Genomic DNA, 14,143 nt, shown 5'->3' on the forward strand with positions numbered 1-14,143 from the left:
GTTAATTAGGAGAAGAGTAAAGTTGGTTAAATAAAACTTTGAAGGTACCGTAAGATTGTGCACGAAAAGTAATTTCCGGCCCGAAAGCAATCAGTTTCCCTTTGCCAACACTGGCTTCGAACGCTGCAACTCCATCCTCTAAATAGGCTTGTCCCCACGCCCAGCCACTGCGCAAAGGTTTGTTGCTGTCAAACCACATCAACGGTTTGATCATACCTTTGGAAACTGCTTCGGATGATAGATTGAAAACAGGACTTGCATCAAAATAAATGTCGCTTTTGGAACCCATACCCCAGGTTGTTTTTTGTGTTGAATCAACGGCAACCTCCAAAACACTTCCCGGAATAAAATATTTATCGTTTGGCAAAGGTCTTTCAACCCCTGCCGCGGTCATTTCCATTAGCGCATTACGAACAGGAAGTCCAATGTGATAGGCCAGACTTGTACTGGTTCCAACGGTAAAAACTGAACCACCTTCTTCCATGAATTTTTTCAAAGCCGGGATAGACTTTGAAACAGTAAGACTACCCATTTGGCTATGAAATTCAGCAGGAACTTCCTCCTCTTTTGCTTCTCTACGTACATATTCCTCAGCCCCTGGTCTTGCATTTCCAATACCAGGAATCGCCCGAGTTACGAACAAAATCAGATCGTATTTTTTGCGAAGATCGCCTGCATCAATGTCCTTGGCATAGACGAGCTGAATCGGAAAATGATATTGCTCCATGATCCAGCGAACCCAACCCGACGGCATTGACCCGCCATAATTATCCCACAAAGCGACACGAGCAGGTGTTACCTTCGTCAGATTGGCAGGTCGTTTTCCAACCGTTTTTACTGATGTTCCTAACTGGGCAGAAGATTTCTCCAAAGCCGATTTTGCTTTGGCCGAAGCCGGAACGAAAAACGTCCCCTGATCTTTTCCATTGGAAATTCTGAAAACTTCCAGGCCAGCCGCTAATAAATCATTGACATAAATAAAGGAATTGTTAACCGCCGGACTAAGCTCATAACCTGCCACCGAACCGGACGGAACAACCGTTTTCACAGTTTGTAATTCTCCATAAGGTAACGTAACAAAAGGACCAGAAAAATCACTTAGAATTCTGTCGAAACTTACGCCCATCTGGTAAGCCAAGGTCCAGCCCGCACCATCATACGGACGGATCGGAGGACCACCGGCGTATTGAAAATCATTCGGGTGATCTTGTGGCTCAAACATATCCAGAATATGTGGACGGAAAGCCTGGCTAGATTTTACGACGTAAGAACCAACCGGGTATTTTTTACCTGAAACCGTAAAATCAGCGGACGCTTTTTGAACCTGAATTCCAGCTTTAATCAACGCATTCAGGAAATTAACAGCCGTTGGGAAATCGGTCTGATTGGCAGGAATTATATAACCTCTTGCATCACGAAGTGTGGAATCTTTCAGGATGAGATCGTAATAATTAATCTTGCCAACGGGTGCAGCGGTACTTGCGGTTAAGGCAGGCTTGCCGGCTTTCATCGCCTCATTAATCGCGTCAATTCTTTTCGGATACGGCGTCCAGTAATCCATATTTCCACGGTCAATAGAATTTTTTCCCATGTGATAAATATTGAAAAGCAAATCGTCATAGTTACGCGCTGCATAATCCAGTACCGAGAAATTCAGTGAAAGTGAATAATCAATGGACTGTTTGAAATGCCAGGTTTGCGGTGTTACCGGATTTGGCGTAGAACCATTTGGAATCAACCGGTTTGGTACCAAGGGAATTTCTTCCGGTGTCGGTCCGCCGATAATTTCTGTTAACAAACCTACCATGTTATGAAACTGGGTCGTAGTTCGTAAACCTCCATTGTACCAGGTTGAAAAAGTTGAGCCAGTCAATCTGGTATAACCAGGTTTATTTTCAACATTCAGACGATTGTACATGGCCGCGCCTAATGCATCAATTCCAGTGATCATCAAAGGATCAAACACATAATTGAAGGGATCGCGGTAAGGAGGTCCTGCTAATACAGAACCTGCCGGTCCACGCTGATGATGGTTGTACATAACCTGAGGCAGCCATTCAACAAAAAGCTGTCGACCCATATTTTGGGATTCCTTCATTTGCATCATATAAAAATCGCGGTTGTTGTCGTGACCGATATATTTTTGATACAATCTTGGTAGAAATTCCAGCGTACGTTTTTTGGGATCTTTCTCGCGCATGTACCAGTTACTAACGAGTTCCTGGCCATCCGGATTTGCATGAGTCATCAAAACAATCACATTGTCAAGAATACGATTCGTTTCAGCATCTTTGCGACTTGCAAGCTGATAAGCCGTCTCAATTAACTGATGAATCCCAACAACTTCTGTTGCATGTAAACCGCCGTCAATCCAGACCACCGCTTTTCCGTCAGCAGCTAATGTTTTGGCCTGCTCTGGTGTAAGGCCTTCTGCGCGAGCCAGTTTCTGAGAAATATCTTTGTATTTAGCCAGATTTTTCAAGTTTTGTGGCGAAGAAATAATCAGCATATACTGATTACGCCCTTCCTCAGTCAAACCGATACTGGTCAGTTCGACACGATCCGAAGCGTCAGCAAGTTTCTTGAAATATGCTTCTGTCTGAGTAAAATTGGCAAGCTGGTAATCATCTCCAATTTCAAAGCCAAAATGATCCTTTGGTGAAGGAACTGACTGGGCAAAAGACAATTTACCTGCTAAAATTATTAATAGGAATAGGAGAAAAGGTTTTCTTAACATAGCGAATTTATAAAAGTTAAGTTCATATTTTGGCATTCGGCTTTCGGCAATCGGCGGTCAGGCCTGGCTTACACAAAATTTTTGCCAAAATCTGAAAGCCGAATGCCGAGAGCCAAATGCCCCTGTTATACTGCGTCTGAAAGACTTGAAAAAGTAAAGTCACGAATTTTCAATGGCGGCACCATATTGCCTCTCGTTCTTACGGCTTTGCCCATCGCTTCCAGGTTGTTCAGCATAATGATCGGACTTTCGTTGAAACGGAAGTTTTTTACCGGATGTTTGATCTGTCCGTTTTCGATGTAAAAAGTGCCATCCCTGGTAAGTCCCGTGTAAAGCAAAGTCTGCGGATCCAGCCAGCGCGTGTACCAGAACCGAGTGACAAGAATTCCTTTTTCAGTATCCTTAATCAAATCTTCCAGAGATGCCGTGCCACCTTCCATGATAAATCCATCCGGCGCTAAAATAGGCGCAACACCTTTGCTTTGTGCCCAGTAGCGGGAATAAGACATATTTTTAACCACACCCTTATCAAACCAAACAACTTTCTCCAAAGGAAGTCCTTCCGAAGAAAACGGTTTTGCAGGAATATCTTTGTCCGTGGGATCAGAATAAATTGTAACCCGTTCGTCAAGCAGCTTCTCTCCTATTCTGGTCCCTCCACCTTTTTTGCTAAGGAAACTCCTTCCCTCATCCGCAGTTCTGGCATCCATAGCACGGATCATAAAGGAGATCAACTCACCGGCTGCCGTTGGTTCAAGAATTACCGTATATTTTCCCGGTTCAAACGCTTTTGCCCCTCTCGAAGAAATTGCTTTTTGAATAGCAACTTTGGTAGCAACTTTCGTATCCATCAAAGCACTGTCGTTAAAATCCCCCGAACCATATCCGGATCCCAGGCCATCAGCGGTACGAACCGTTATCGAAAAATCGACCGAAGTACTTTTGTTGTAAGCAAACAAACCTTTGCTATTTCCAAGTGCCTCAAAACCGGCAGAATCTTCAAGATATCCGGCTCCTGTCAATTTATTCTCACGAACAGGAATGATACTGTCTTTCGCAAATTTGGCCCGCTGAGCCGGATCGACCCTAGCGGTAGAATCAAGAAACCCCTTACTTTCCAGATATTTCTGCGGACCTGGCATTGGTAAATACTCGACATTTTCCGGTGCCAGTTTCGCTACCTCTTCCGATCTTCTTACTGCTTTTTCAAGCGAGGCATCATCAAATTCATTTACCGTTGACGTACCCTGTTTTTTACCAAAAACCGAAGTAATCGATAAAGAAAGATTATACGTTTCTCCACTCGTAGAAACAGAATTACGGGCAAATCGAATATTTCCCGTACGTTTCCCTGTTAACTCAACGCTCATTTCATCGGCCTTGGAATAAGCCAAAACCTTATCTATTATTTTTTTTGCTTCTTCTTTTGTTAAAATCTCCATGTCAGATAATCCATTTTATATTTTACAAAAAGCTCATCTCAAACCATTAATCAGCCACAAACAAACCAATTAAAATCCTGTTTAATCATCAAATCCAGAAAATCAAGATCATATTTTCCGCCCTGTATTAATCACATTCACGCCATTGAACCGCGAAGTCGAACATCCATGAGACACCGCGCTTGACTGACCAGGTTGTCCTTTCCCGTCAAACAAAGTCCCGAATAAACGGTAATCGTCCTTATCACAGATCTTCGCACAAGAATTCCAAAATTCCTGAGAATTAGACTGATAAGCAGCATTGTCCAGCATACCAACAATTTCACCGTTCTTAACCTCGTAAAATAATTGTCCACTAAACTGGAAATTATACCTCTGCTGATCAATCGAAGAAGAGCCTCTTCCCAAAATATAAATACCTTTTTCAGTGTCCTTAATCATATCCGCCACACCGTACTTTTCCTTGCCAGGCTGCAACGAAACATTAGGCATACGTTGAAACTGAATAGAATCCCAGCTGTCCGCAAAACTGCAACCCTGTGATTCTTTCTCGCCAAGCAAATGCACCTGATCGCGCGTTGCCTGATAGTTTACCAGAATTCCGTCTTTGATCAGATTCCAGTTTTTACAAGGTACACCTTCGTCATCGTAGCCCACAGCAGCCATACTATTAGGCTGGGTTTTATCGGCAACAAAATTGACGATCTTGCTACCGTATTCGAATGTTTTCGATTCCCATTTTTCCATCGTAGCGAAACTGGTTCCGGCAAGGTTAGCTTCGTACCCCAGTACACGATCCAATTCCAACGGGTGACCGACGGATTCGTGAATTGTTAAACCCAGATTTGACGGGTCGAGAATCATATCATATTTTCCAGCAACAACCGTTTTAGCCGTCAGTTTTTCCTGCGCCTGATGTGCCGCAAGAATCGCATCTTCTACCATATCGTAAGAAAAACGATAAACCGTAGGCTTGCCTAATATTGACGTTTTCTCTGAAGCCAGTCCGTCCAGGTATTCATAACCCATACCAATCGGAGCACTTAATGCGTCACGGGTTTTGAATTTCCCCGCCTTTTTATCAACGGCCGTAACGGTGAAAGTTGGCCACATTCTATGTACATCCTGATCAATGTAGGAACCGTCGGTTGAAGCGAAATATTTCTGTTCGTTAATAAAAAATAAATTTGAATTCACGAACGTCGCGCCGTTTTTGATCGCTTCGCCGTTAACCTTCATCAGCAAATCGATCTTTTCCTTAACAGGAATCGTGAAAGCATTTTTCGTGATAGGCGTTTTCCAGGTTTGAATTCCCACACCTTTTTGAGCCGCCAAAATAACCGGCTCTTCCTGCATTTCTGAATTCGCTTTTGCAATTGCTACTGCTGTTGCTGCACATTTTGCAATGCTATCAACCGACAAATCGTTCGTCGCACAGAAACCCCAGGTTCCGTTTGCAATCACACGAACTCCCAAACCGTAAGATTCGGAATTGACGATATTTTCAACCCGCATTTCTTTGGTAAAAAAATACTGTCTTAAATACCTTCCAATGCGGACGTCAGCATAAGTCGCGCCTTTGCTTTTTGCAGCGTTAAGCGCTACGTCTGCAAGTCGTTTTTTTGCGGTGGCGTCAATGCCCGGCATCATCAAATCTTCTGCCGAAATGATTTTACCTTGTACCATTCCGGAGGAAAATAACGCGGCTCCCATTCCGGATAATTGAACAAACTTTCTTCTGTTCATAAGAAATCTTTTTACTAAATGAGTTACTTGACCGTTAAGAGTTTATTGGATTTTTTTGTTTTGTTTTCGAATAGCGAGGTTTTGGCTTTTATTCCAGCTTTTTATTACCGGTCGGACGGCCGAAAAAAGCCGTCCGACCGGTGGCTCGTTCCGTCCGACGGATATTAAAAGTTTTTTTTAACTAACCAACTCGTGCTTCACCAAAAATCTACCGTTTTTAAACCAGAAAATCCGTCTGCTTGTGACAGACGGATTTTGTTTGTTATTCTCCGGGATGATATGTTTTCTCTGCGTTTTTCAGGACGTCTTTTTTATAGAAAAAGATGTCCTTGTATTGATGATTGATATAGCCATGGACCTGATCCGTAAAGTGTGGTGATTTTGGATTAGAACTTGAACCGCCGGTTAAAATGGTTTTGGCTTTAAGTTCTTTACCAAATTCCACTACCGCCACAAATGTGTTTCCGGTGATACCATAACGGTTTTTAGAATCAGGACTTTTCTTGCTCACATAAGCATTTAGGGAACCTAGATATCCGGGCGTTGCCGGTAAAGGCCAGCTCTTTTTACCATCCGTACCTAATTCTCCTTCCGGATTTCTCTGATAGCGATTAACAGTTCCCCACGCCACTTTCCAGGTACCAAAATCCTTTGTAAGCTCAGCTACTACATCTTTGAAAGAATCCGTCATCTGACGTGCAGTAAGATTATCCGTCGAAACTGCTGCACCATTCGTTACCGAATATCTTTCTTCATTTGTGTAAGGCTTTTCCAATTTAGCGACGTCCATTTCAATTACTTTTTCAATCCACATCACTGCTAGTGTTGTAGCAATCGAACTCGTATCAGTTGTGAAATCCCATTTTTTCAGCACTTCAATTGGCCCCGCCAATTCTGGCATTGGCTTTTCTGAACTGGTATAAGCATAAACCAGATTTGGAATAAAACGGGCTGCATTTGGCAAATAAGTATCATGTGCTGCGGCAATGATATCGTCCATCGTTGCATTCTGGATTTTATCCAAAACACGAATTGCATTCATCGCGCGAGGCGTATGCCCATCCGGGAACATGAATTCCGGCTTTTTTGCCATCGTTGAATCGTAAGGACCAGTGGCGTATAAAACCGTTGAATTACAGTTTTGCAACCATCCGTTTGCCGGGTTCTTATAGTTTGGAATTTCATCTAATGAATACGTTCCTTTCCATTCCGTAGCATCCGTGCTTCCATCCACCGGACGTTTCCAGTTTAGCGAAGGATCTTTTTTGGGCACGAAGTTCCCATGCCAGTAAGCGATATTTCCGTCTCTGTCGGCGTACATTACGTTACTTCCAGTCATCACGCGTTTATCCATAGATGCTTTGAACTGATCAAAGTTTTTCGCTTTCATCTTTTCCCAATGCATCGCCAGCAAGTCAATGCTTCCGTCAATGGTTTTTAGCGACACCCATTTTTTGTTCAAAATAGAAACTACCGGTCCGTGATGCGTGCGATAAACCGTAAATTTCTTCGTCAATATTTCATTTCCTTTTTTATAAGGAACCGTGATTTCAGTACTATCAACCGCTTTCATTTCGCCGTTGTATTTGTAATAGTACTTCCCATCTTTTTGCTCAACCGTTTCGGCATACAAATCTTTCCCGTCCGATAAAGATACCGGGTGCATCCAGCCAAGATATTCGTTAAAACCCTGGAACAAACTAAACTGACCAATAAAAGGTGCACCATAGGAATTCAATCCTTCTTCGCTCGTAACCTGAATTTCAATACGACCGTAAAATTCTGAATGCGGATTGATAAGAATCATCGCATTTTTGTTTTTCGTACGCGAGGGAGCTATTGCCCAACCGTTTGAACCAGCCGGCTCACGGAAATTATCTGACTCAAAACTTGGCACATAAGAGGTAAATCTTTGCGCTTTTTTAGAATATAATGCAGCAAAACCAGCTTCGTCAATATTGCTTCCGCCAAGTGCAGGCACATTATTCATCAGCGACATCCAGGGTTCCATTCGCTTGATCAACTTCGTTTTTTTGTCAGGATGCGTGATCAGGTAAAGATTCACACCGCCTGCAAATCCGTCACACAGCTTTTGAAGCCATTTTGGTGATTCTTTGTAAAGTGCTTTGGCTCGCGTGGAATCGGTGTACATTCTTGTCCAAAGATCTTTATAGATCGCCGATTCTCCATCGACTTCTGCCTGGCGACCCAGGCGGCTGATCAGTGACGATTCCAGCTTATCGAAGAATTCTTCGCATTGAACATAACTCATTCCGAAGACCGCCTGCTCATCCGTTTTTGTGTACACGTGGGGAACTCCGTATTTGTCTTTGACGATGGTAATCTGCGCTGCTTCTTTTTTCAGCGCCTTGATTTCCTTGGGGGAAAATGTCTGGGCTGAAACATTGAAAGACAAAGCGAGAAAGGCAAAAATGGTTATTTTTTTCATTTTAAAAAGTGGGTTATTTTCCGGTGTTTTAAAATTATGACGGAAATTATTACGGTGCGCGGCACCTTTATGACATATTGGAAATTTTTCGTTTGCTACAAGTATTACGGTGCTCCGCACCTTTACCACACATTTAGAATTTTCTGGTTCTACAATTATTGTGGTGCTCTGCACCATTGTAAAATTCGAGATCTTTGGATTTTACCAGTCTCTATTTTGTCAACCTAAGCATTAAAATCGCCGTACGTTTTACAATCGCTTCAATTGAATTAAGATTAACATATTCTCCCGGAGCATGCGCGCCGCCGCCTTGAACGCCCAAACCATCTAGTCCGTCAACATATTCCGCTACGAAAGAAATATCCCCCGCTCCTCTTTTTCCCGGATCAAAAGCTTTCACTTCTCCTTGTCCCAAATCCAGACTTACTTTATTCAAAACACTCAATACACTCATATTTCCTTCTGTTGGAGGCATCGCGGGATAACCGTCTTTGAATGTAATTTCTGCTTTTGTCAACGGCAGGTTTTTGCCAACAATCGCTTTCATTTTGGTACGTGCATTTTGCAATTGTTCATTGGTTAGAAAACGAAGATCACCGTTGACAACAGTTGTATTAGCGATCAAATTGGTTTTTCCTGACGCTTTTCCTTCGATTGAAGTTGCCGTCATATCCGTTGCAGTTCCGCCCATGATCAAGCCCGGGCTATATGTAAGATTTGGTTCCTGCAATTCTTCGTAGAAAGAATTCAAAATTCTGGCCGTTTCATATATAGCTCCTGCACCCGCATTCGCAGAAAAAATTCCCGAGGAATGTGATTGTTTCCCTGAAACTTTCAGCGACCATCCACTCGCACCACGACGGGCAACGGTAGCATAATTGAAACCAGTACCATTTTCAAAACCCAAAGCGATATCACTTCTTTTTGCAATGTCAATAATGTCTTTGCGACTGATCTCAATTGGCGAGCCTGCACTTTCTTCATCACCGTGAATGATCACCACAATTTGTCTGTCTTTTAACAAATTAGCTTCTTTCATAGCTTTTAATGCATAAATAATCACCATGTTTCCGCCTTTCATATCGCAAGATCCGGGGCCGACAGCGATTGTGTCTTTCTGTTCCCATTTTTGAAATGGACTGTCTGCTTCAAAAACCGTATCCATATGCCCGATCAGCAACAATTTCTTTCCTTTTGTTCCTTTAATTTCAGCGATTAAATGTCCGCCTCGATTCATTGATTCGGGCATATCGACCCAGGTCGTTGTGAATCCGATATCTTCCAACAGTTTTTTATAAAGAACACCTACTTTTTTAACACCAGCCGGATTCTGCGAGCCACTGTTGATATTGACTGTTTCTTCTAAAAATTTAACGGATTCTTTATGATTTTTTTCAACGTTTTTTGTAATCAGAGTTTCTTCTTTTGATATTTTTTGGGCGAAAGAGGCGGATTGAAGCAAACCCATGAAGCCCAGGAAGCAAGCTGTATAAATCTTATAATTCATAATGGAGTGATTTAGGCAAATAAATAATTCCGGAATTTAATCAATTCGTTGAAAGGCGGTGCATAAAAACCGCCATTCGCTTAATAATCCCCTCTATATAATTCAAATTAACATATTCATCAGGCGCGTGCGCGTTTCCACCTACCGTTCCCAGTCCGTCAACCACGTCAATGTATTGAGCGATCTGTGTCATATCACCTCCGCCACGTAGCGCAGGATCAAAAGCGGTAACTTTTCCCTGACCCAGATCCTGGCTGGCCTGACTAAGAATTCCCAGCAATTTTTCATTACCTGGCGTCGGAGGCATTGCTCCCGAACCTCCTGAGAAAGTAATTTGAGCTTCGGTATGCGGGAAACCTTCTTTCACGATAGCCAGCATTTTGGTTCGCGCTTTTTCCATTTGTTCAATAGAAATATAACGAAGATCGCCTTTCACAATACTGGTCGTTGCTACGATATTTGATTTCCCAAATGCGGTTCCGCGAAGTCCGGTTGAATCAATATTCGCTTCTGCACCAGCTACCATAATACCCGGACTGAACGTAAGAAACTTTTCCTGCAACTCCTCTTTGAAACGACTCAGGATTCTGGCGGTTTCGTAGATCGCTCCGGGACCGGCTTTTTCAGAAAATATTTGTCCGGAGTGGGATTGTTTTGCAGTAACTTTTAACGTCCAGCCGCTACCGCCGCGTCTTGCAATGGAAGCAGAATTGAATTCTTTTCCCGATTCAAAACACAGTGCATAATCGCTTCGCCTGGCAGCGTCAACAAGATCTTTTCTGCTTATTTCAATTGGAGAACCAGCGCTTTCTTCGTCACCATGAATTACAATTACAATTTGTCTGTCTTTTAACTGGCCGGTTTCGTGCATTGCTTTCAGCGCGTACAACATGATCATAATCCCGCCTTTCGTATCATTGGCACCAGGACCGGATGCAATGGAATCTTTCACCGACCATTTCTGAAACGGACTGTTCAGATCAAAAACCGTATCCATATGAGAATTCAGTAATAATTTCTTGCCCTTGGTTCCCTTGATCTCAGCAACCAAATGCCCGCCCCTTTTCATGGAGGCGGGCATTTCAACCCAGGTCGTGGTGAAACCCATATCATCAAGCATTTTCCGGTAGATCGCTCCGACCGTTTTCACGCCTTCGGTATTGTTTGTACCGCTGTTAATGTTTACGGTTTTTTCAAGAAATTTTACTGCATCCTCATGATTTTTTTCCACATTCTTTACGATTGCAATTTCCTGCCTGGTTAGCTTTTGCGCAGAACTAATTTCCGGCAAACCCAAGGCGGAAGCAATGAGAAGAAAAACTATTTTTGAATTCATGAGTTAAAAATTAAATTACTTATTCCGATAATCCAGGGCAGGTTTTCTGTCTCCAACCATCGCTTCGTATTTAAAACCGGCGCCTCGTTTTTCTTCAAGTTCATCTTTAGCAATTTTCAAAACCGACGGATTTTTAAAAATATCGTAAGCAGATAAAGCCATTGATTTAGCAGCGACCATCATACCTTTTGTGCCGATAGACGTTCCGCCACAGGCAACTGCTTGCCAGCTGTGCCCGGGAGTTCCGGGAACAAAAGTGGCGATGCGCACACCTGCCGTTGGAACCGCCCAGCTCACATCACCCACATCCGTAGAACCACCTCCGCCTTCACGAATTTTTTCTACTTTGTAGGGTTGGATTAAAACGGCTGCATCCAACGATGGAAGTTTTCCTGTAAACGAAGTCCGGATTTTATCAGCATAGGCCTTTTCTTCTTCGCTGTATTTCACACCGCCGACCTCAGAAAGATTTTCGTACATGATTTTTGCAAGCGTTTCATTTGGAAGCAAATTAAACGCTCCGCCGGTTACTTCATAATCCACAGTGGTTTCAGTACCCATAGCAGCGCCTTGCGCAGCTTTAACAACCCTTGCAAAAAGATCCTTAACCATTTGCATTTCAGGATGTCTTACATAATAGTAAACCTCAGCGAAATCCGGAACAACATTGGGAGCTTCCCCACCTTTTGTAATGACATAATGAATTCTGGCCTCGGATGGCATGTGCTCACGCATCATATTGACCATATCATCCATCGCCTCTACGCCATCCAATGCCGAACGACCACGATCAGGAGCAGCAGCGGCGTGAGCAGAAATGCCATGAAAGCGAAATTTGGCAGACATGTTGGCAAGAGAAGAAGTTGCGTTAGCGAGATTTCTATCACTCGGATGCCAGTGCAGAACTGCGTCGATATCATCAAACAAACCGGCTCTTACCATATACACTTTTCCTGATCCGCCTTCCTCGGCCGGTGTTCCAAAAACGGTAACCGAGCCTTTTGTTCCACTGCTTTTAAGCCAATCTTTTACCGCAATTCCTGCGGCAACCGATCCTACACCAAAAAGATTGTGGCCGCAACCATGTCCTGCTGCACCCGCAATCACTTCTTTTTTTTCAGGATCATCTGTTTGAGATAAACCGGGTAAAGCATCAAATTCTGCAAGAATTCCAACTTTCGGACCTTCCGTTCCATAAGCAGCCACAAAAGCAGTCGGAATTCCGGCAACGCCTGCTGTCACTTTGAAGCCAGCTTCTTTTAGTTTATGTTGTAATAGAGCAGAGCTTTTTGTTTCCTGATAACCCGGTTCAGCATAGCCCCATATTTTTTTTGCAGCTTCTGCGTAGGCAGGCGTCAGTTTATCCAGAGAAGAGACAATCGCCTCTTTCTCTGAATTTTTCTGACCGATAACATCCACAGATAAGTAGCATAGCAAACCCATCAGAATGATTCGTTTTTTCATCGTTATTCTGAATCGGTTATTTGTAAATTGGCGTTAATTCAAACAAACCAGGCGCCACGGCAGGACTGCTTGTATTTGAGTTTAATTCGTTTTGAGAATAAATAAAGCGGCCTGGAAGTTTAGTCCCGTTACTTGGCGTAATTTTGATTCCCACGGCTTCCGAACGCGTACGGCGCTCATCATCCCATCCGATATGCTGACCGTAGAAAGTCACATAACGTTCTTCAAGGATTTCACGAAGCAAAGCCTGATCTGCCGTAATACCATCTTTATTTTCCATTCCACCGGACGCAAAATCCGCTGCTACATAAGCTTCGTATTTATAATTTCCAGCCACTTTATAGGTTGCGTGCAAATAACCACCACCATTTAAGAAGGCGCGGTAATTGTTAAGATAACCCAAAGCAACATCGAAACCTTTACCTGAACGTAAAGCAGCTTCTGCCATCGTCAGCACATTTTCCTGATAGGTGACCAAAGGAAAACTGGCATCTCTTGCAAAAAAGCCACGTGCAGTTGTTGTCGTAGATGTATTTGGCTCGATGACACCCGGAGCATTTACACCGTTTTCAAGATAGTAAAACTTAAATCTCGCTGTTTCGATCGTTTTCGCATTTCCGCGATATTTTGCATTCGTTGGATTAAGAATGAAGGCAAGATAAGAATCTTCACCCGTGATACTTCCTGCACGAATGTTTGTCAAAAAGCTGTAATTGGCGTTTTCATTAACACTCGCCGTGGTTCCGTGGATGGAATATAGTGAATTGGCAAAAGCACTTACACCCGTTGTCGAAGCCGTCAACGCAGCATCGTACTGTTTTGTATCAGTCAGTAGACGTGCTTTCAATGTATAGGCAACCTGTTTCCATTTTGTTGCATCACCACCAAGGTAAATATCTTCTGTCGTAACAATCCCAATTCCTGATTCAAGATCAGCAATCGCTTCATCCAGACGGGCAAGTAATTTTGGATATAATTCAGCCTGTGTTTCAAATTTAGGATTTGGAAACTCAGCCGTTTTTCCAGCTTCTGTGTAGGGAATATCTCCCCACAATTCCGTTGCCGTAGCCATACCATTCACCTGAATAATTTTGGTAATTCCGGCCATTTTACGGTTACCAATAGCTTCTGCTTTTTCAATAGCGATCAGCGCATTTTTGTTGACACCGGCGAAAAACAAGTTCCAGTCGTCATCAAAGTTACTTGCTGTGATCTGGTACAAATACCAGGTCCCCAATTGCTGAAAGGTGCCTTTTCCATAACCTGTCCAAACAATTGCCAAACGACTTGCAAGTCCTTCCTGAGCAGCCATGTTTGCGATTTCCGTACCAGCAAAGACATATCTTGCCGGTGCGTCAGTAGCGTTGTTTGGATCTTTGTTAAGGTCGTCCACTATTCCTTCGCAGGAAATAAATCCGAGGCTAACCAGCAGTGCAAAAACTGATTTATATATTCTTTTCAT

Annotated in this window: 8 protein-coding genes; all 8 read right to left on the reverse strand. The window is 43.1% G+C overall.

Annotation, left to right across the window (positions count from 1 at the left end; genetic code table 11):
* Position 1: 1 nt before the first annotated feature.
* Complete coding sequence (locus FDK13_RS24715; protein WP_374756112.1) at positions 2-2,773, reverse strand: M14 family metallopeptidase; 2,772 nt, start codon at positions 2,771-2,773, stop codon at positions 2-4.
* A gap of 89 nt (positions 2,774-2,862) precedes the next feature.
* Positions 2,863-4,179 (reverse strand): TldD/PmbA family protein, encoded by a 1,317-nt coding sequence (locus FDK13_RS24720; RefSeq protein WP_137342701.1) that lies wholly within the window; start codon positions 4,177-4,179, stop codon positions 2,863-2,865.
* A gap of 108 nt (positions 4,180-4,287) precedes the next feature.
* Positions 4,288-5,925, reverse strand: coding sequence for a TldD/PmbA family protein (locus FDK13_RS24725; protein WP_137342702.1), 1,638 nt, complete (start codon positions 5,923-5,925; stop codon positions 4,288-4,290).
* A 262-nt stretch (positions 5,926-6,187) separates the two neighbouring features.
* On the reverse strand, positions 6,188-8,374 hold the full coding sequence (locus tag FDK13_RS24730; protein ID WP_137342703.1) for a penicillin acylase family protein: 2,187 nt from the start codon (positions 8,372-8,374) through the stop codon (positions 6,188-6,190).
* 211 nt (positions 8,375-8,585) lie between these two features.
* Positions 8,586-9,881, reverse strand: a complete 1,296-nt coding sequence (locus tag FDK13_RS24735; RefSeq protein ID WP_137342704.1) for a M20/M25/M40 family metallo-hydrolase — start codon at positions 9,879-9,881, stop codon at positions 8,586-8,588.
* Between the two features lie 40 nt (positions 9,882-9,921).
* Entirely contained in the window at positions 9,922-11,217 is a 1,296-nt protein-coding gene (locus FDK13_RS24740; protein ID WP_137342705.1) for a M20/M25/M40 family metallo-hydrolase, read from the reverse strand.
* A 15-nt stretch (positions 11,218-11,232) separates the two neighbouring features.
* Positions 11,233-12,681: an amidohydrolase gene (locus FDK13_RS24745; protein WP_137342706.1), complete on the reverse strand. Its 1,449-nt coding sequence runs from the start codon at positions 12,679-12,681 to the stop codon at positions 11,233-11,235.
* A gap of 16 nt (positions 12,682-12,697) precedes the next feature.
* Positions 12,698-14,143, reverse strand: a complete 1,446-nt coding sequence (locus FDK13_RS24750; protein ID WP_137342707.1) for a SusD/RagB family nutrient-binding outer membrane lipoprotein — start codon at positions 14,141-14,143, stop codon at positions 12,698-12,700.

It is taken from the genome of Dyadobacter frigoris, from assembly GCF_005280585.1.
Taxonomy (GTDB): domain Bacteria; phylum Bacteroidota; class Bacteroidia; order Cytophagales; family Spirosomataceae; genus Dyadobacter; species Dyadobacter frigoris.